This window comes from Hymenobacter sp. BT18, assembly GCF_012273015.1.
GTDB lineage: Bacteria > Bacteroidota > Bacteroidia > Cytophagales > Hymenobacteraceae > Hymenobacter > Hymenobacter lutimineralis.
Genome location: NZ_CP050954.1, coordinates 1,103,803 through 1,123,284 on the forward strand (window position 1 = coordinate 1,103,803; position 19,482 = coordinate 1,123,284).

General features: G+C 61.4%; 17 protein-coding genes. 14 read left to right on the forward strand and 3 right to left on the reverse strand.

What is annotated here, in order from left to right:
• The first annotated feature begins 50 nt into the window (after nucleotides 1–50).
• The 3 genes from menD to HER32_RS04600 all read left to right on the forward strand — a co-directional run bounded on the left by menD (nucleotide 51) and on the right by HER32_RS04600 (nucleotide 3,340).
• Entirely contained in the window at nucleotides 51–1,922 is a 1,872-nt protein-coding gene (menD, locus tag HER32_RS04590; protein ID WP_168680885.1) for a 2-succinyl-5-enolpyruvyl-6-hydroxy-3-cyclohexene-1-carboxylic-acid synthase, read from the forward strand.
• A gap of 121 nt (nucleotides 1,923–2,043) precedes the next feature.
• A complete protein-coding gene (gene menB / locus HER32_RS04595; protein ID WP_168680887.1) occupies nucleotides 2,044–2,856 on the forward strand; it encodes a 1,4-dihydroxy-2-naphthoyl-CoA synthase in 813 nt (270 codons plus the stop codon).
• A 121-nt stretch (nucleotides 2,857–2,977) separates the two neighbouring features.
• Nucleotides 2,978–3,340 (forward strand): DUF6370 family protein, encoded by a 363-nt coding sequence (locus HER32_RS04600; RefSeq protein WP_149071861.1) that lies wholly within the window; start codon nucleotides 2,978–2,980, stop codon nucleotides 3,338–3,340.
• 177 nt (nucleotides 3,341–3,517) lie between these two features.
• Here the strand turns inward: HER32_RS04600 and HER32_RS04605 are convergent, their stop codons facing one another.
• The gene (locus tag HER32_RS04605) at nucleotides 3,518–3,727 is read right to left on the reverse strand and encodes a hypothetical protein (RefSeq protein WP_149071862.1); all 210 of its coding nucleotides are present in this window, start codon (nucleotides 3,725–3,727) and stop codon (nucleotides 3,518–3,520) included.
• Nucleotides 3,728–3,876: 149 nt separating this feature from the next.
• Here HER32_RS04605 and HER32_RS04610 point away from each other — a divergent pair, with 149 nt between their 5' ends.
• The 3 genes from HER32_RS04610 (at nucleotide 3,877) to HER32_RS04620 (ending at nucleotide 7,738) form a co-directional block, all read left to right on the forward strand.
• Complete coding sequence (locus HER32_RS04610) at nucleotides 3,877–5,010, forward strand: AMP-binding protein (protein WP_168680889.1); 1,134 nt, start codon at nucleotides 3,877–3,879, stop codon at nucleotides 5,008–5,010.
• 79 nt (nucleotides 5,011–5,089) lie between these two features.
• A complete protein-coding gene (locus HER32_RS04615; RefSeq protein ID WP_232066378.1) occupies nucleotides 5,090–7,249 on the forward strand; it encodes a dipeptidyl-peptidase 3 family protein in 2,160 nt (719 codons plus the stop codon).
• Nucleotides 7,250–7,360: 111 nt separating this feature from the next.
• Nucleotides 7,361–7,738, forward strand: coding sequence for a hypothetical protein (locus tag HER32_RS04620; protein ID WP_149071864.1), 378 nt, complete (start codon nucleotides 7,361–7,363; stop codon nucleotides 7,736–7,738).
• A 252-nt stretch (nucleotides 7,739–7,990) separates the two neighbouring features.
• Here HER32_RS04620 and HER32_RS04625 read toward each other — a convergent pair whose 3' ends face one another.
• Entirely contained in the window at nucleotides 7,991–8,662 is a 672-nt protein-coding gene (locus HER32_RS04625; protein ID WP_149071865.1) for a hypothetical protein, read from the reverse strand.
• Between the two features lie 169 nt (nucleotides 8,663–8,831).
• Between HER32_RS04625 and HER32_RS04630 the strand changes: the two genes are divergently transcribed.
• Together HER32_RS04630 and HER32_RS04635 are read left to right on the forward strand one after the other, a co-directional pair.
• Complete coding sequence (locus HER32_RS04630; protein ID WP_168680891.1) at nucleotides 8,832–9,284, forward strand: ABA4-like family protein; 453 nt, start codon at nucleotides 8,832–8,834, stop codon at nucleotides 9,282–9,284.
• A gap of 12 nt (nucleotides 9,285–9,296) precedes the next feature.
• On the forward strand, nucleotides 9,297–10,151 hold the full coding sequence (locus tag HER32_RS04635; protein ID WP_168680893.1) for a hypothetical protein: 855 nt from the start codon (nucleotides 9,297–9,299) through the stop codon (nucleotides 10,149–10,151).
• Nucleotides 10,152–10,351: 200 nt separating this feature from the next.
• Here the strand turns inward: HER32_RS04635 and HER32_RS04640 are convergent, their stop codons facing one another.
• Nucleotides 10,352–11,896: a tetratricopeptide repeat protein gene (locus HER32_RS04640; protein ID WP_168680895.1), complete on the reverse strand. Its 1,545-nt coding sequence runs from the start codon at nucleotides 11,894–11,896 to the stop codon at nucleotides 10,352–10,354.
• Between the two features lie 489 nt (nucleotides 11,897–12,385).
• Here HER32_RS04640 and HER32_RS04645 point away from each other — a divergent pair, with 489 nt between their 5' ends.
• From HER32_RS04645 to HER32_RS04670, 6 genes are all read left to right on the forward strand, one after another.
• Nucleotides 12,386–13,288 (forward strand): branched-chain amino acid transaminase, encoded by a 903-nt coding sequence (locus HER32_RS04645; protein WP_168680897.1) that lies wholly within the window; start codon nucleotides 12,386–12,388, stop codon nucleotides 13,286–13,288.
• A gap of 87 nt (nucleotides 13,289–13,375) precedes the next feature.
• Complete coding sequence (gene ilvD / locus HER32_RS04650) at nucleotides 13,376–15,100, forward strand: dihydroxy-acid dehydratase (protein ID WP_168680899.1); 1,725 nt, start codon at nucleotides 13,376–13,378, stop codon at nucleotides 15,098–15,100.
• Nucleotides 15,057–16,820, forward strand: coding sequence for a biosynthetic-type acetolactate synthase large subunit (gene ilvB, locus HER32_RS04655; protein WP_168680901.1), 1,764 nt, complete (start codon nucleotides 15,057–15,059; stop codon nucleotides 16,818–16,820). Before ilvD ends, ilvB begins: the two co-directional genes overlap by 44 nt.
• Before the next feature lie 64 nt (nucleotides 16,821–16,884).
• Complete coding sequence (gene ilvN, locus HER32_RS04660; protein WP_149071871.1) at nucleotides 16,885–17,490, forward strand: acetolactate synthase small subunit; 606 nt, start codon at nucleotides 16,885–16,887, stop codon at nucleotides 17,488–17,490.
• Nucleotides 17,491–17,557: 67 nt separating this feature from the next.
• Entirely contained in the window at nucleotides 17,558–18,625 is a 1,068-nt protein-coding gene (gene ilvC / locus HER32_RS04665; protein WP_168680903.1) for a ketol-acid reductoisomerase, read from the forward strand.
• 60 nt (nucleotides 18,626–18,685) lie between these two features.
• On the forward strand, nucleotides 18,686–19,438 hold the full coding sequence (locus HER32_RS04670; protein WP_149071873.1) for a methyltransferase domain-containing protein: 753 nt from the start codon (nucleotides 18,686–18,688) through the stop codon (nucleotides 19,436–19,438).
• Nucleotides 19,439–19,482: the final 44 nt, after the last annotated feature.

A 19,482-nucleotide genomic window follows, 5' to 3' on the forward strand; every position in this document is an offset into this window, starting at 1 on the left:
GCTGTTGGCTCACCCGTAACCTCACTCCGTCATACTTCTTCTACCCGCTGATGCAAGCTGTTCATAATATCGCCGAAATCTGCGCGCGCCACGGCATCACCGACGTGGTATTGTCGCCGGGTTCCCGGTGTGCCCCCCTCACCATTGCGTTTGCGCGTCACCCGGAAATTAAGGTCAGGACCGTGCCGGATGAACGGGCTGCCGCTTTCATTGGGCTTGGTCTGGCTCAGGCGCAAAAGCGGGCGGTGGCGCTGGTGTGCACCTCGGGCACCGCCGGCCTGAACTACGCGCCGGCGGTAGCAGAAGCCTACTTTCAGCAGATTCCGCTGGTGGTTTTCACCGCCGACCGCCCACCGGAATGGATTGATCAGCTCGATGGGCAAACCATCCGGCAGGCTGATTTGTACGGGGCCCACGCCAAAGGCTCGTTCCAGTTTCCCGCCGATACGTCCCATCCCGATGCCCTCTGGCACTCGGCCCGCCTTGTCTCGGAGGCCATCGGGCTGGCCGAGCAGTTTCCGGCGGGGCCAGTGCAGGTGAATGTGCCCCTGCGGGAGCCTTTCTACCCCAAGCCCGGCGAAGAGCTGCAGTTCACCGCCGTGAAGGTAGCGCGTGAGGTGCCCGGCCGGCCCCAGCTGCCGGAGCCCGTGCGCCGGGAGTTGCAGAACGCCTTGCGAAGCACCACTCGGGTGCTGGTAGTGGCCGGCCAGCACCCGGCCGATACGGACCTGCTGCTGGCGCTGCGGCGGTTTGCCGCCGTCTGGCAGGTGCCCGTGGTGGGCGACGTTATTGCCAATCTGCACCTGCCCGCCGCTCCCGACTACGACCAGCGCCTGCGGCCCCTTGGGCGCCACGACGTATTTCTGGCCGTGCCGGAGCCGGGCCTGAAGGAAGCCCTGAAACCTGAGCTGCTCATCACCTTTGGCCAGTCGCTCATCTCCAAAGCCCTGAAGCTGTATTTGCGTAACGCCAAGCCTGCTCAGCACTGGCACATCCAGCCCAGCGGCGCGGTGGCCGACACGTTCCAGTCGCTGACCAAGGTACTGCGCGTGGAGCCCGTCGATTTCTTTACGGCCATGATGGCTGAAGAACCGGCGCCCACTGCCCCCACCGCCGGGGTGCCGGGTATGCTGGTGGCCCCGCCCGATGCTACCCGGGTGGCGCCGGCTCTGCACCCTGTGGGCCCGGCCCGGCTTACGTGGCCTGCGCCGGGCGGGCAGCTAACCGAAGCCGAGGCCCAAACCAAAGCAGCGTACCTGAAACCGTGGCTAGCGGCGGAAAACTGGGCCAGCCGGTTTCTGCCGGATTTCCTGGCCCAGCCCAACCCGCCCTTCAACGAATTCTTGGCCATCTACCAGGCACTGCAGGGTTTGCCCGATGGCACGGCCCTACACCTGGCTAACAGCATGGCCGTGCGCTACGCCAACATCTTGGGGCTGCCGGCCGGGCGCACGGTGGAGGTGTTTGCTAACCGGGGCACCAGCGGCATCGATGGGTGTACCAGCACGGCGGTGGGTGCAGCCCTGGCGCAGCCTCACCGGCCGGTGGTGCTGCTAACCGGCGACGTGGCTTTTTTCTACGACCGGAATGCTTTCTGGCACAACTACCCGGTGCCCAACCTGCGCGTCATCCTGCTGAACAACCACGCCGGGGGCATCTTCCGGCTGATTGACGGGCCGCGCCAGCAACCGGAGCTGGAAGAATTTTTCGAGACGCGCCAACCGCTGACGGCTGCCAATACCGCCCGGGATTTTAACCTGCGCTACCTCACGGCCGGCACCTTTACCAAACTTGAATCGGTTTTACCGGTTTTCTTTGCACCCGAACACGGCGCCACCCTGCTGGAAATTACCACCGACAGCAAGACCAACGCTGCGTTCTTTGAACAATACCGGGCCGCGGTCCGAACTTCTTTTTCCTAAACCACCCTGCGCCTTCTGCGAAAACTTCGGCGCCTTCTGCGGGCTCAGTTCATACCAACGACCTAGCCCGCAGAGGATGCCAGAGAAAACGCCGGTGACGCCGAAACCAACGCATTTACCTATGACTTGGACTCCCATCAAGGAATTCCGCGAAATCCTCTTCACGCAGGCGGGCGGCATTGCCAAAATCAGCATCAACCGCCCGCAGGTGCACAACGCCTTCACGCCCCTCACGGTACAGGAGATGATTGAGGCTATGCACATCTGCCGCGACCGGACCGACATCGGGGTCATCATCCTTACGGGCGAGGGTGGCAAGGCCTTCTGCTCGGGCGGCGACCAGAGCGTGCGGGGCCACGGCGGCTACGTGGGCGAGGACACCGTGCCCCGCCTGAACGTGCTCGACCTGCAGAAGCTGATTCGCTCCATTCCCAAGCCCGTCATAGCCATGGTAGCCGGCTGGGCCATTGGCGGCGGCCACGTGCTCCACGTGGTCTGTGACCTGACCATTGCGGCCGACAATGCCCGCTTCGGCCAGACCGGCCCCAAAGTAGGCTCCTTCGACGGGGGCTTCGGCGCCTCGTACCTGGCGCGGGTGGTTGGCCAGAAAAAAGCCCGGGAAATCTGGTTTCTCTGCGACCAGTACGATGCCCAGGAAGCCCTCGATATGGGCCTGGTAAACAAGGTAGTGCCGCTCGATAAGCTGGAAGAAACGACGGTAACCTGGTGCCACAAAATTCTGGAAAAGAGCCCCCTGGCTTTGCGGATGCTCAAATCTAGCTTTAATGCGGAACTGGACGGCCAGGCCGGCATTCAGGAGCTGGCGGGCAATGCCACCCTGCTGTACTACCTCTCGGAGGAAGCCAAAGAGGGCAAAAACGCCTTCATTGAGAAGCGCAAACCCGATTTCGATAAGTACCCGAAGTTTCCGTAAGCACGGCAGTACGCCCGCAAACTGTTAAAATCGGCCCGCCCTTTGGTGCGGGCCGCTTTTTTAATTGGCTTTCCCCAACGGTGCTTATCTTGCTTAACCTTCACCTGCTGCTTGCAATACCATGAAACTACTGCTGCTCTTTGCGCTGATGGCCTTTGCCACCCTTGCCAATGCCCAGGCTCAAAAGGCGGCGTCTGCTACGGTGGCAGCCGCACCCGACAAAGCCAAGCCTGTGCAGGTAGTAGAAGCCGCCTGCGGGCAGTGCCGGCTGGGCCTGCCAGGCAAAAGCTGCGACCTGGCTGTGCGCATCCAGGGCCAGGCCTATTTTGTGGATGGCACCGGTATCGACTCGCACGGCGACGCGCACGCGCAGGACGGGCTTTGCAACGCGGTGCGCCGGGCCGAGGTGCAGGGCGAGGTGGTGAATAACCGTTTTGTGGCTACGTATTTCAGACTGCTGCCGGAAGCTGGAAAAGGTCAGTAGCCTTGCCTAAGCCTTGCTATGGCAGGCTATTTCTGAAGGCCACGGCTCATTTCAGCTGAACAGGCCGCTGGCTGATAAGCTGCCGCAGCAGGGCCAAGATTCCCCCCATCCTCGACAGCATACCAAGTAAAATGCCGTTGCCGTGGCGGGATAAAGCTCCTATCCTGCGGTAGCCGCTCAGAATATCGACCCGTACGCCTCACAGCCAGCGCACCAGCCGAAGAAGTTGCGCAGCCGCTCGTGCTTAGCCTCCTTCTTCAGGCGTTTGCGCCGGGCTTTTTCCTCTGCTAACTGCCGCAGGCAGGCTACTTTCTGAGTTGGGGAAGCCAGCGGCAGAAAAAGAAACGTCTTAACCGCGGTGAAAGGAGCAACAACAGTAGGTTTCATGGCGCGCAAAGGCTAGTGACGTAGCTTAAGATACGGTTTTACTGGCCTGAATGTCAAGCAGCACCATATTTTCTGACCGGCTACCCCCGCCATTCGTATGCAAGTCTGGTTATAGTTGAAAACCTTTGCCGCCCACCTTGGCTCATTTCATGGCTGCTGACTCTTCCCTGCTTCCCGACTCGCTTTCCCTCAACGGCCGTACCTTCCACTACGCCGATATTCAGCAGTATCCGGCCCGGGCGCCCCAGGACCTGAATGGCTACGAAGCCCGCGTGCTGGACTTCTGCCGGCAGTGGCTGAATGGCGCCCAGGAGTTTGGCCTGCGCACCTCCGGCTCCACGGGCAAGCCCCAGCTCGTGACCATGAAGCGGCGGCAGCTGGAAGCATCGGCCCGCCGCACCGGCGACTATTTCGACCTGGGCCCGGGCGACCGGATGCTGGTGTGCCTGAACTGCGAGTTTGTTGGCGGGCTGATGATGCTGGTGCGTGGCTTCGAGCGGAATATGCACCTGACCATTGTGGAGCCCCACGCCGACCCTCTGGCCCTAGTGCCCGCCGCCGCTGATTTTGACTTTGCTTCTTTTGTGCCTTTGCAGCTGCGGGCCGTGCTGGATGCCGGCCACGCCCCGCGCCTCAACCGCCTGAAGGGCCTTCTGGTGGGCGGCGCCGCCGTGGAGCGTAGCCTCGAAAAAGACCTGCAGCAGCTGCGAGTACCGGTGTACCTCACCTATGGCATGACGGAAACAGCTTCGCACATTGCCCTGCGGCGGCTAAACGGCCCCCAGCCCAGTTCCCGCTACCAGGTGCTGCCGGGCATAACTGTGGGCCAGGATGCGCGCGGCTGCCTCACGGTGCGCGCCGATGTCACGCTGGATCAGCTTATCACCACCAACGACCGGGTGCAACTACTGGATGCGCACTCCTTTGAGTGGCTGGGCCGGGTTGATTTCGTGATTAACAGCGGCGGGGTAAAGGTGCAGGCCGAGAAGGTAGAGCAGGTATTGGAGGTGACGCTCACGGAGCTCAACCTGCCTCGCCGCGCCTTCGTGGCCGGCCGCCCCGATGCGCGCCTGGGCGAGCAGGTAACCGCATTTCTGGAAGGCAAACCCCTTACACCGGCCCAGGAGCACCGCGTGCAAGCCCTGCTGGCAGAGCGCCTCGACAAGTACGAGCGGCCACGCGCTTTCGTGTACGTGCCGCAGTTCCGGACCACAGCCTCCGGCAAGCTTGACCGCCTCACCACGGTACGCTCCCTGGCCCCCGCGCCGCCGGCCGGCCGCTGAGGTTGTTTTCGGGGGGCGGATTGCGTTGCTTTGCGGTTAGCTAGTGGTCTGACTAGCCGATTGTTTCATTCCCTCCCCTATGTCCCGTTCGCTTTTTCCGGCTGCGGCCCTGCTGCTGGCCGCCCAGCTTAGCGGCTGCGCCAGCTCCACCCCGGCCACTGTAAGCTCTGCCACCCCACCCGCCGAAGCCACGGCCTCCACGATGGCTACCCCTGCCGCGGCTGCCCCGGCTACCCCGGCAGCCCCAGCCGCCGAGCCTTTTCAGGTAGTAAGCGAACAGTTTGCCGACCTGCGCATCCTGCGCTACGAAGTTCCCGGCTTTGAGGCCCTGGAACCTAAGCAGAAAGAGCTGCTGTACTACTTGTACGAGGCGGCCCTGAGTGGGCGCGACATCATCTACGACCAGAACTACAGCCAGAACCTGCGGGTGCGCCGCACCCTGGAGGCCCTCTGGGAGACCAACCAGGCCCGCCGCGCCGCTACCACCAATACCCAGCAGGTAGAGCAGGCCCAGCAGTTCAACACCTACGCCAAGCGCGTGTGGTTTTCCAACGGCATCCATCATCACTATTCCACCCGCAAGCTGCTGCCCGAGTTTACGCCGGCTTACTTCAAAGAGCTGGTGCTAAGTGCGCCGGAGCGCAGCCTGCCTTTACTATCCGGCGAAACGGTAGCGCAGTTTGTGGCCACCATGACGCCCGTGCTGTTCGACCCCAACGTAGCGGCCAAGCGCGTAAATCAGGAAGCGGGCAAAGATCTGCTCACAACTTCGGCCAACAACTACTACCAGGGCGTGACCCAGGCCGAAGCCGAAGCGTACTACGCCAAGAAAATCGATAAAAACGACCAGCGCCCCATTTCCTACGGCCTCAACTCGCGGTTGGTGAAAGATAAGCAGGGCAACATCGTGGAGCAGCCCTGGAAAGTGGGCGGCCTCTACGGTGAGTCCCTCACGCAGGTGGCGTTCTGGCTGAACAAGGCCCTGGACGTGGCCGAAACGCCCGAGCAGCGCGCCGCCCTCACCAAGCTCATTCAGTACTACAGCACCGGCGACCTGAAGCTCTGGGATGAATACAACATTGCCTGGGTCCATGACACGAACTCGGATACGGACGTGGTGAACGGCTTTATCGAGGTGTATGGCGACCCGCTGGGTTACCGTGCCGCCTACGAGTCGGTCGTGTCGTTCAAGGATGTGGAGGCTACCAAGCGCATCAAGACCATCGGCGACCAGGCACAGTGGTTCGAGAATCACTCCCCTATTAAAGCCGAGCACCGCAAGAAAAACGTGGTGGGCATCACGGCCAAGGTGATTACGACGGTAGTGGAATCGGGCGACGCGGCCCCCGCCACGCCCATCGGCATCAACCTGCCCAACGCCACCTGGATTCGTAAGGAGCACGGCTCGAAGTCGGTAAACCTGGGCAACATTGTGGAGGCCTACGACCGCGCTTCGGCCGGCGGCATGCTCGACGAGTTTGCCTTTGATGAGGCCGAGAAAAAGCGCGCCCGGCAGTACGGTGCCCTGGCCGGCAAGCTGCACACCGACATGCACGAGGTAATCGGGCACGCTTCGGGGCAGATCAACAAGGGTGTGGGTACCACCAAGGAAACGCTGAAAAACTACGCCTCCGCCATTGAAGAAGGCCGCGCCGACCTCGTCGCCCTCTATTATCTGATGGACGACAAGCTGGTGCAGCTGGGCGTGATGCCGAGCCTGGAAGTAGGCAAGGCAGAATACGACAGCTACATCCGCGGCGGCCTGATGACCCAGCTGGTGCGCCTGCAGCCCGGCGAAACCGTGGAGGAGGCCCACATGCGCAACCGCCAGATGGTAGCCAAATGGGTGTTTGAGAAAGGCAAGAAGGACAAGGTGATTGAGCAAGTCACGCGCGACGGCAAAACCTTCTTCCACATCAACGACTACCAGAAGCTGCGCAATCTGTTTGGGCAGCTGCTGCGCGAAACCCAGCGCATCACGAGCGAGGGTGACTTCAACGCGGCTAAAAACCTGATTGAAACCTACGGCGTGAAAGTAGATGCCGACTTGCACAAGCAGGTGCTGGCCCGCTATCAGAAGCTGGGCATTGCGCCCTACGCCGGCTTTATTCAGCCCAAGCTGGTGCCCGTGGAGCAGGAAGGCAAAATCATTGACGTAAAAGTGGAATATCCCACCGACTTTGCCCAGCAGATGCTGGAGTACGGGCGTAAGTATTCGTTCCTGCCGCATGTGAACTAGCGCGTTGCGCAGTAACTTGTTGAGAAGCCGGCTGGGGAAGGGAATGGGGCACGCAACGCCTACCTTTTCAGCCGGCTTCTCTTTTTCTCACCAGACCCTTGCTCACTTCCCATGAAACGTAATTTCCTCCTGATCTTTCTCCTGGCTCTTTGCTGCTGGGCTGGCCGCGCCCAAGCCCAAACCCTGGATGCCAAACGCTTCGAGTACTGCGAGCTGCTCACCACCGACAACCTGTTTGCGCCCGATGCCAAAGGCCGCGGGGGGGATATTTTCGTGGATTTCGGCTACGGATTCGAGAAGCTGGGCGGCGGGTCCCTGTCGCAGCGGGAAGCCGGCAAGCTGCAGGTATTTGCTACCCACGTCAGTGCCCTCACCTACATGGGCAAGCTGGGCTGGGAGGTCGTGCAGATGTACCAGCAGCCCAAGCCCAGCGCCAAAGACAATGCCCCTACCATCTTCGTGCTGCGCCGCCCGGCCCGGGGCAACTGAAGCTAATGTGATAATGTGGAAGAATGTGCTCATGTGCTCATGACGAGGCGAAGCGACGCAATCCGTTCTGTACAGCACCGACCCATTTTTCTACCAGAAAGCCCCTGACGTCCGTACGTACGTACATCAGGGGCTTTTCACATCTCAGAGCTTGGTGCATTGCTTCTCCGTGCTTCCTCGCCACGATGCGAATCAATGGCACTTCAGCACATTTTCACATTCCTCCACATCAGCACATTACCCACATTAATCTCAGAGTCCTTGCTGGGAAAACAGGCGCTGGCGGCCGCGCACAATCTTGTATAAGTCGCCGAGAAAAAGCTTCACGCGGCCGAAGAAGATAGGGCCGTTCAGCTCGCTTTCCAGCGCATTATCTTGAAACAGCATCTGCCGGTAGCCCCCGCCCGCGCCCAGCCCTACCCATCGGAAAATGCGCACGTGCCCGGCCACCGAAGGCTCCAGGATGTAAATCAGCTGCTTGGGGGTGCGCTCCACCTGGCCGTCGGGTTTTTCGTAGCGGGCGTAGTAGCGGCCTATACCCAGTTGAGTGGGGGTGCTCAGCTCCCAGCGCGGCGTGCCCACCACCACGTATTCGCCGTAGGCCGCTACGTAGCGAAAGCGCAGCTCGTCGCGGGTGCCGGGGGGCAGATAGGACGGCAGCGCCACGTCGGTCGGTACCCCGTCGGAGAGCAGGTAAATGCCTAGGCCGGTGCGCAGGCGCCCACGCCACTCTATTCCGGCTTTCAGGCCATTGATGCCTACAATACCGCCATTAAGCAAGGAATACCGCTGGTCGAACTGAAACACGACGCGCCGGTGCGACTGGCGCACCCGGCTGGTATCGGGGGGAGTTTCGGCGGCCGCCGGTCCGGCTCCTCCTGCCCATAGTACCCAAAGCAAACTACTCCCAAGCAGCACTTTCATACGGAGCAAAGGTAAGCAGTAGTGCCTGAGGCATTGCAACGCCCCACCAACGCCTCGCCCGGGAGTTCTGCCGGTTTACCCCGGCCGGTTGCGGGTTCGCCCCGCTTGCGCTGGCAACCGGCCGGCCTACCTCCTAGCTTTACCTCATCATCTACGTAGCCCCCTTGCCATGACTCTTACCCCAGAAACGCTGTTTTCGGTCGCCAATACCGCCGTGCTACCGGCCTGGCTGCTGCTCCTGCTTGCTCCGCAGTGGGCCGTAACGCGCCGCCTCGTGCGCAGTGGGTTGTGGCCCCTGCTGCTCGCCGCTCTCTACGCCGCCCTGCTCATCGGGCACTACCTGGGGGCACAGGCCACGGAAGGCAGCTTCAGCACCCTGGGCGGCGTGGCGGCTCTTTTTCAGGACCCGTGGGCCCTTACCGCGGGCTGGGTGCACTACCTCTGCTTTGATTTGTGCGTGGGCATCTGGGAAGTGCAGGACGCTGAGCAACGCCAGCTGCCGTGGTACGTGCGGGTGCCGTGTCTGCTGCTCACGTTTCTGGTCGGCCCCATTGGCTTTTTGCTGTACGCCATTCTGCGCCGCGCCTTTCCCGCTGCTTTACCCGCTTCTCAATCCCGCTAACCCTTTCCTGCTATGACAACGCCTGCCCTTCCGCTCAAACTTTCCTCGTCCCGCCCCGCCGCCACGCCCGAAACGGCCGGCATCCGCAGCTGGCTGCGCATTCTGCACCGCGTAAACCCTGTGCTTTCCTGGACGGGGTGGCTGCAGGTGGCCCTGCTGGTGGTGGCGCTGCTGCTCCTGCCCTACGACACCCGCCTGGTGACCGGGGCGCCGGTGTGGCTGAAGCCGATTAAATTCTGCCTGTCGGTGGCCGCCTATGTATGGACGCTGGGCTGGCTGCTGGCTGATTTACCGGCCCTGGCCCAGCGCGCGGTGCGGCACATCAGCTGGACGGTAGCCGGGTGTATGCTCATCGAAATTGCCTGCATCTTTACGCAAGCTGCCCGTGGCACCACCTCGCACTACAACGCCGCCACGCCCCTGGATGCGGGAATCTTCAGCCTGATGGGCGTGGCCATTATGGTAAATACAGTAGCCACCGCCGCTGCGGTGTACCTGGCCTGGCGGTACCGCCCGTATGGCCCGGCTGGCTATGTATGGGGCGTGCGCCTGGGCCTGCTGCTGTTCTTGGTAGGCAGCGTGGTGGGCGGAATGATGATCAGCCAGAACCAGCATACCGTGGGTGCCCCGGACGGCGGCCCGGGCCTGCCCGGCCTGGGCTGGAGCACCCGCGCCGGCGACCTGCGCATTGCGCACTTCCTGGGCATGCACGCCCTGCAGGTAGTACCCCTGCTGGGCTGGTGGCTCAGCCGCCGCCTCCCGCGCCGGGCCGCACTGCTCGCTTGGCTGGGGGCATTGATTTATGCTGCTCTGGTCGCGCTGCTTTTCGCCCAGGCCCTGCAAGGCCAGCCGGTGGTGAAGTGGTAACTACCTGACGGATTACCTTGTCACGTGCCATTGAAGCGTAGCCGCCCTCTGAGCCCTGCTACAGCCTTTACCAGAAAGCCCCTGTCGTGCACTGCACGACAGGGGCTTTCTATTTTAGAGGGCGTCGTACGATGCCCAGGCCCGATTATTTCGCGCCGCGCACAACGACACGCACCTATTCCCTCATTTTTCCCGCTTTACTACTTCAACTGGGAAAACTTGCGGCGGATGATGTCCTGCACAGGCAGGTTCTCAATCTTGCTTTCCAGCCAGGAAATAATATCCAGGTACAGGAAGGGCCGCCGCTCGAACGGGTTTTCGGCAATGCGAATCAACTTGTCCTTCAGCTTAATGAAGGCCTCTTTCAGCTGGGAAGGCGCCACATCACCCAGGCCGCGCAGAAACTGGAAAATGGCTTCCTGCATCTGCTGCTGGTCGTTCATCTTGCCCAGGTAGCGGTACACCGACCGGATCTGGTACTCCAGGGACTCGTCGCGGCCGGCTTCATAGTGGGCAATCAGGTTGAGGATGCGGGCAAAGCACTGAATATCCTCGCGCAGGCTAACTTCTTTAAGGTAGATAACCTTGTTCAGGTACTCAATGGCTTTGTCGGGCTGGCCGCTGCCGAAGTAGAGGCTGGCAATTTTGTAGTAGAACACCAGGCGCCGGTGGGAGTCCATCTGCAGGCGGAAGTTCTCGATGTTTTCGAGCAGGGACGGCACAATTTTCAGGCCTTCTGAGAACTCGCCCCGCATGAAGTACCCGTTGATGCGGTTGGTGTAGAGGTACAGGAACAGCAGCATCTCAATGTTGGGGCTGGTGCGCCGATCCGGGTCGGCGGCGTAGGCTTCCAGCTGCGCCAGCACCTGCTCAAACTTGCTATAGTACAGCATGTTGTGCGCCGTCACCAGCAGATTATGAATACCCTTGAGGTAGAGCATGGCCTGCTGCTCGCGCATCAGCTCGTTGTGCTCAAACAGGTCTACCCACTTCTGAGCATAGCGGAAGCACTGCCGGAAGTTCTGCGTGATGGTGTAGTACCACACGTGGGCCTGGTAGAAGTACAACTGCTCAAAGAAGCCGGCCTGGCGGGGGTCCAGCGTCGGCAGCCCTTCCCGGAAATAGGCCGTAATCTTCTCGTAGTCTTGCTGGTTGCGTGTGTGCCCGATCTTGAGGTAGCGGCCATACATGCGCAACGCCAGGTTCGACAGCTCATGTTCCCGGGAAATATGGGCCACGGCTTCCGACGACTCATCGGAAAGCTCCCGGGCCCGACCACGCAGGCTCCGCGTGATGTACTGGCCTTCAATCAGCTTCTCAAAATCCAGCACCAGCAGCACAATGTGCGGCATTTCGGCCTGGCGGGCGGCGGTTTTCACTTTCTCCAGCATGCGCAGGCTCTGCTGGTACAGGCCCCGGTTGTAGAGGACGCGGGCGTAGTCCAGCTGCTCGTGGAGCTGAATATCGAGGTTGTGGCCCGCGTGGTACATGCGCAGGCTGGCCAGCAGCTGGCGGTACAAATTGGCCTTCAGGTTGGCTACTTGCACTTTTTTGATAGCCGGTACCTGGGCCAGCACCCGCTCCTCATCGTAGCGTTCCTGCCCGTCCAGGGCATCAAACAGCTGCAGGAACTTCAAGCCTTCGGCCGAGCCCTGACGGTTGGCAAACAAACGGAAATGACGCTTCTCGGTGCGGGTCAGGGACTTGATGAGCTGAAAAACCGGGTCCGTATTTTCGTTGGGCATTGTATTTACAAAAAAATCAACTTGTTGTTTTTCAGTTCTTTACCAAACAAAGCGCAAATAGTAGAAATAGTAGGTTACCGGAGAGAAAGTTTTAATTACCTGCTGTGACTGATGTACTTGCTTACATCCTAACAACGCAAAGATGACATGTCGGAGCACTTTTCCACTTCTTGGTCGGCACAATTTATTTCGCTGGTAGCGGCGGGCTGGCGCCCTTGCATGCTGCCGGCCACATTGCTTAAACCCGGTTCGACTGGCTTTTACTCCGTCGAGCGAATAAAATCAAGCTCAGTACCTCGTACGTCTTCCACCGTCGTCTTCCCTTTTCGCCTCACATGACTCTGCTTTTTTCCTCCGTCGGACTAGTCATTACCCTGCCGCTGCCAGGCTGAACGGAACCGCGTTACCCGCTATGCCCGCAGCCTTTCGCAGCCTAGTGCTCTGAAAGGCTTTTTTATTCTTACTCCTCCTTTTCCGCCAGCCTCCCGCATGTACTTCACCTCTGACACCGTTGCTTTCCTGGATGGCGAGTTTGTGCCGGCCGAGCAGGCCACGTGCGGCGTCTATGCCCAGTCGTTGCACTACGGCTATGCCGTGTTCGAAGGCATTCGGGCTTATCAGACGCCAGCCGGTACGCGCATTTTCAAGGCTGAGGAGCACTATGAGCGGCTACACTATTCCTGTAAAGCCGTGGGGCTGCCGCTGGCGTACTCGGTAGAGGAGCTCACCCGCATCAGCTACGAAGTGCTGGAGCGCAACAACCTCACCGACGCCTACATTCGGCCCCTGGTGTATGCCGCCACGCCCAACATGAGTTTGAAAGCCGCGGCCTCCGGCAACCTGCTGATTGCGGTATGGGAATGGGGTAAGTACCTCGGCGACCAACTGCTGCGGCTCACCATTTCGCCCTACGAGCGGCCCAACCCCAAAGCCGTGCCCATTGAGGCCAAAGTCTCGGGTCACTACGTCAACTCCATCATCGCCAGCACCGAGGCCAAGGGCCGGGGCTACGACGAAGCCCTGCTGCTGGACATGCACGGCTACGTGGCCGAAGGCCCCGGCGCCAACTTCTTTTTCGAGCGCAACGGCGAGCTGTACACCGCGCCCCAGGGCAGCATTCTGCGCGGCATCACCCGCAACACCATTATCGACCTGGCCCGCGAGGCCGGCATCACGGTGCACGAGCAGTTCTTCCGGCCTGAGGAGCTGCGTACCGCTTCCGCCGCCTTCATGACGGGTACCGCCGCCGAGGTTATTGGCGTGGCTTCAGTCGATGACGTGACCTTCTCCACCCCTTTCCAACAAACCATCGGTGGCCTGCTGGCCCGTCACTACCAGGCCCTGGTCACCGGGCAGCCCGTCAGAACTGAGAGCTTAGAAGTGAGAACCTAGACTTGTGGAACTACTCTCCGGCTTCTTCTCCTCATAGCCTACTCTAACCTCTTGGCTCTAAGCTCTGACCTCTAAGCTCTCAACTACATGACTCTAAATAAATACAGCCGCATCTACACCCAGGACGACAGCCTGCCGGCCTCCCAGGCCATGCTCATCGGCTCGGGGCTGTCGGATGAGGACTTGCGCAAGCCGTTCGTGGGCATTTGCTCCACAGGCTTCGAAGGCAACACCTGCAACATGCACCTCAATGGCCTGGCCGACCAGGTGAAGGCCGGCGTGCAGCAGCAGGGCCTGGTGGGGCTGCGCTTCAATACCATCGGCGTGTCGGACGGCATCACCAACGGCACGGCTGGTATGCGCTACTCCCTGGTCTCGCGCGAAATCATTGCCGACTCCATCGAGGCCATGGCCGGGGCCCACAACTACGATGCCCTGGCCTGCGTGATGGGCTGCGACAAGAACATGCCTGGCGCCCTCATTGCCATGGCCCGCCTCAACCGGCCTTCGCTGATGGTGTACGGCGGCACTATCAAGGGCGGCACCTTTAAAGGGCAGCAGCTCAACATTGTTTCGTGTTTTGAGGCCTACGGCAAAAAGCTACAGGGGCAGATATCGGACGAGGATTACAAAGGCATTATTCACAACGCTTGCCCGGGTCCGGGGGCGTGTGGAGGCATGTACACGGCAAATACGATGGCGGCCGCTATTGAAACGCTGGGCATGAGTGTTCCGTTTTCCTCGTCCTCCCCGGCCGTAAGCGCCGAAAAGCAGCAGGAGTGCCACGACGCCGGCGGCTACCTGCGCCGCCTGCTGGAGCTGGACCTCAAGCCTCGCGACATTCTGGTGGGCGAAGCCTTCGAAAACGCCCTGGTGATGACCACCGTGCTGGGCGGCTCCACCAACGCCGTGCTTCACCTCATTGCCATTGCCCACGCCGCCGGCGTGCACCTGACGATGGAGGACTTCCAGGCCGTGAGCAACCGCGTGCCCGTGCTGGCCGACCTGAAACCCAGCGGCAAGTACCTGATGGAAGATTTGTCGGCGCTGGGCGGGGTGCCGGCCGTGATGAAGACCATGCTCAACGCGGGCCTGCTCCACGGCGACCTGCTGACGGTGACGGGCCGGACGCTAGCCGAAAACCTGGCCGACGTGCAGCCCCTGGGCGCCGAGCAGGACTTGCTGCGGCCCCTGGATAACCCCATCAAAGCCGACGGCCACATTCAGATTCTGTACGGCAACCTGGCCACCAAAGGCGCGGTGGCCAAAATCACCGGCAAGGAAGGCCTGCGGTTTGAAGGCCCAGCCGTGGTGTTCAACTCCGAGGAAGAACTCAACGAAGGCATTACGCAGGGCAAGATTCAGCCCGGCCACGTCGTCGTGATTCGCTACGTGGGGCCCAAGGGCGGGCCCGGCATGCCCGAAATGCTCAAGCCCACTTCCGCCATCATCGGCGCGGGGCTGGGCGACAAGGTGGCCCTGATTACTGACGGGCGCTTTTCGGGCGGCACGCACGGCTTCGTTATCGGCCACGTGTGCCCGGAGGCCTACGACGGCGGCACCATTGCCCTGGTGGAAGACGGCGACTGGATTGTGCTGGATGCCGGCACCAACACCATTGATGTGCAGGTAAACGCGGCCCAGCTGGCCGTGCGCCGCCAGCAGTGGCAGCGGCCCCGGCCCAGCGTGCAACAGGGCGTGCTGCTGAAGTATATCCGCACCGTGAGCGACGCGAGCCGCGGCTGTATCACCGATTACGAGGAAGACCATGTACACGCAAGAGCAACCCCAGCCCGTGCCGACCTCGCCTGAGGCGGCCGTAGCCGCGGCAACGCCAGCTACCCGCACGCTTTCCGGCGCTGAGGCTACGCTGCACGCCCTGCTGGCCGAAGGCGTAGACACCATTTTCGGGTATCCGGGCGGCGCCATCATCCCGATCTACGATGCCCTCTACGACTTTAAGGAGCAGCTGAACCACGTGCTGGTGCGCCACGAGCAGGGCGGCATTCACGCGGCCCAGGGCTACGCGCGGTCTTCGGGCAAGGTGGGCGTGGTCTTCGCCACCAGCGGCCCCGGTGCCACCAACCTCGTCACCGGCCTAGCCGATGCCCTCATTGACAGCACCCCGCTGGTGTGCATTACGGGGCAGGTATTCGCGCACTTGCTGGGCACCGATGCCTTCCAGGAAACCGACATCATCAACATCACCACACCCATTACCAAGTGGAACCACCAGGTGACGGACGCCAGTGAAATCCCCGAGGTGCTGGCTAAGGCCTTCTACATTGCCCGCAGCGGCCGCCCCGGTCCGGTCCTTATCGACATCACCAAGAACGCCCAGATTCAGAAGGCCGACTTCGCGCCCTACCAGCCTTGTACCCACATCCGCAGCTACCGCCCCAAGCCCATTGTGCGGCCTGAGTACGTAGCGCAGGCGGCCGAGCTCATCAACCAGGCCAAGCGGCCCCTGGTGCTTTGGGGGCAGGGCGTACTGCTGGGCCAGGCGGAGCAGGAGTTCCGGCAGTTCATTGAGAAAAGCGGCATTCCGGCGGCTTGGACGATTCTGGGTGCTGGCGCCCTACCCACCGGCCACCCGCTCAACGTGGGCATGCTGGGCATGCACGGCAACTACGGCCCCAACGTGCTGACCAACGAGTGCGACGTGCTCATTGCCATTGGCATGCGCTTCGACGACCGGGTAACGGGCCGCCTCGACAAGTACGCCCGCCAGGCCCAGGTGATTCATCTCGACATCGACCCCACGGAAATCGACAAGAACGTGGCGGCTACCGTGCCGGTATGGGGCGACTGCAAGGAAACCCTGCCCTTGCTTACGCAGCTGGTGCAGGCCCGCACTTACCCCGAGTGGCGGCAGCGCTTCACGGAGCACGATGCCGAGGAAATTGCGGCCGTCATTCAGGACGAGCTGTTTCCGACCTCCGACGAGCTGACCATGGGCGAAGTGATTCAGCAGCTGAACGAGCTGACCCAGGGTGAGGCCATCATTGTGACGGATGTAGGCCAGCACCAGATGGTGGCCTGCCGGTACGCCAAGCTCAACCACACCCGCAGCAACATCACCAGCGGGGGCCTGGGCACTATGGGTTTTGCGCTGCCCGCCGCCATCGGGGCCAAGTATGGGGCGCCAGAGCGCACGGTAGTAGCCGTCATCGGCGACGGGGGCATCCAGATGACGATTCAGGAGCTGGGCACCATCATGCAGACGGGCGTGAACGTGAAGATCCTGCTGCTCAACAACCAGTTTCTGGGCATGGTGCGCCAGTGGCAGGAGCTGTTTCACGAGCGGCGCTACTCCTTCGTGGACATTGCCAGCCCCGACTACGTGACCGTGGCCCAGGGCTACAGCATAGCCGGCCGCCGCGTGGATGCCCGCCCCGAGCTGCAAAACGCCCTGCGCGAAATGCTCGAACACCCCGGCTCCTTCCTGCTGGAGGTAATGGTCACCCGCGAAAACAACATCTTCCCCATGGTACCGCAGGGCTGCGGCGTGGGCGAAATACGGCTTAAGTAAATGTCGTTGCGAGCCGGTGGCGCATCAAGACACCGGCTCGCAACGACAACACAAGTTCCCCCTTATGCACCAGCAACCAATCGACCGGCGCGAGTACAACATCACGGCGTATACCGAGAACCAGGTGGGGCTGCTGAACCGCATTGCCATCATCTTCTCGCGGCGCAAAATCAACATCGAAAGCCTCAACACCTCCCCTTCCGAAATCGAAGGTATTCACCGCTTCAACATTGTGGTTGTGGAGACGGAGGAAGTGGTGCGCAAGATTGCCCGCCAGATTGAAAAGCAGGTGGAAGTGCTCAAGGTCTACTTCAACCCCAACGAGGACGTCATCTGGCAGGAAATGGCCCTCTACAAAGTGCCCACCGACGTCATTGCCGAGCGGGCCCTGGTGGAGCGGCTGCTGCGGGAGCACGGCGCCCGGGCCGTGGTCATTCGCAAGGACTACACGGTGTTTGAAACCACCGGCCACCGCGAAGAAACCGACAAGCTGCTGGCGGTGCTGCAGCCCTACGGCCTCATCGAGTTTGTGCGCTCGGCCCGCATTGCCATCATCAAGGGCAGTGAAGGCTTCCACCACAAGCTGCGCGAGTTTGAGCGCATCGAGCCCGGCCATGAGGTCAGCGAAAACGACTACCTCAATAGTCGAGACAAAGTGTTTTCGATGTAGCACCAACGTCGCCAACAACCAACGAATCAATCACAATAAACCTTCAACCACTCAACCTCCAACCATCATGGCAACCATCAACTTCGGCGGCGTAGAAGAGCACGTAGTTACCCGCGACGAATTTCCTTTGGAAAAAGCCCGCACGATTCTCAAGGATGAAACCATTGCCGTGATTGGCTACGGCGTGCAGGGCCCCGGCCAGGCGCTGAACCTGCGCGACAACGGCTTCAACGTCATCATCGGGCAGCGCCGCGACTCCGCCTCCTGGAGCAAGGCCGAAGCCGATGGCTGGGTGGAAGGTGAAACCTTGTTCGACATCGAAGAAGCAGCGGAGCGCGGTACCATCATTGCCAACCTGCTCTCCGACGCCGGTCAGATTGCAGTGTGGCCCACGCTGAAAGCCAAGCTCACGGCCGGAAAAACGCTGTACTTCTCGCACGGCTTCGGCATCACCTTCAACGACCAGACCGGCATCATCCCGCCCGCCGACGTGGACGTGGTGCTGGTAGCACCTAAGGGCAGCGGCACCAGCCTGCGTCGCCTGTTTGTGGCCGGCGGTGGGCTGAACTCCTCGTTTGCCGTGTACCAGGATGCCACCGGCCACGCCTACGAAAAGGCTATTGCTTTGGGCATCGGGGTGGGCTCGGGCTACCTGTTCGAAACCGACTTCAAGCGCGAAGTGTACTCCGACCTCACCGGCGAGCGGGGCGTGCTGATGGGCGCTCTGGCTGGCATCATCGAGGCTCAGTACCAGGTGCTGCGCCAGCGCGGCCACTCCCCTTCCGAAGCCTTCAACGAAACCGTGGAAGAACTCACCCAGAGCCTGGTGCCGCTGGTGGGCGAAAACGGCATGGATTGGATGTTCAGCAACTGCTCCGTAACGGCACAGCGCGGCGCCCTCGACTGGAAAGGCAAGTTCCGCGAGGCTACCCTACCTGTGCTCAACGAGCTGTACGACAGCGTAGCCTCGGGCCAGGAGGCCGCCCGCACCATCCAGCGTGGCTCCACGCCCGGCTACCGCCAGGAGCTGGAAGCCGAGCTGAAGGAAGTGCGCGACTCGGAGCTGTGGCAGACCGGAGCGACCGTGCGTGAGCTACGCTCCAAGGCTACCGAGAAAGTAGAAGAGTTGAGCTAAACTGAAAACAAACCAAGGAAGGCTGGCCGCAACGCCAGCCTTCCATTTTTCGCCGGCCCTATGCACTGGAATGCTGATACCTATACCCAAAAGCACGCTTTCGTCTCTCAATACGGCACCGGCCTGGTGGAAGTACTAGCCCCGCAGCCGGGCGAATGGGTGCTGGACCTGGGCTGCGGGGCCGGGGAGCTGGCGCAGGAAATAGCCAGCCGGGGCGCTAACGTGGTGGGCCTGGATGCCTCAGCCGACATGCTGATCAAGGCCCGCCAGCAGTTTCCGGCGCTAGACTTCCAACTGGCCGATGCCGCTTCGTTTCAGCTGCCGGAACGCTTCGACGCCGTGTTCTCCAATGCGGCGCTGCACTGGGTTCCGGCGGCGGCGGCCGTGGTGCGGCAGGTGTATCAGCACCTGAAGCCAGGTGGGCGCTTCGTAGCGGAGCTTGGCGGAAAGGGCAACGTAGGGCACATTGTGGAAGCCCTGCTCCGCCAGTTGCACCAGCACGGCTACCCCCAGGCCCGCGCCGACTGGTGGTACTTCCCCTCGGTAGCCGAGTACGCTACCCTGCTCGAACAGCAAGGCTTCCGGGTACGCCTGGCCCAGCACTACGACCGGGAAACGCCGCTTGCCGACCCCAAAACCGGCCTTCGGGACTGGATTGAACAGTTTGGGGACAATTTCTTTCGCGGTGTTCAGGATGAAGATCGGGCGGCCATCCTTACGGCTACCGAAGCTGAGCTGCGCCCCGTCCTATTCCGGGACGGCCAATGGCGGGCCGATTACAAGCGCCTGCGCATCGTGGCGGAGAAGCCCTAGACTTACCTGAAAAGCCGCCGGACTCTGGCGCAAAATGAGCCTAT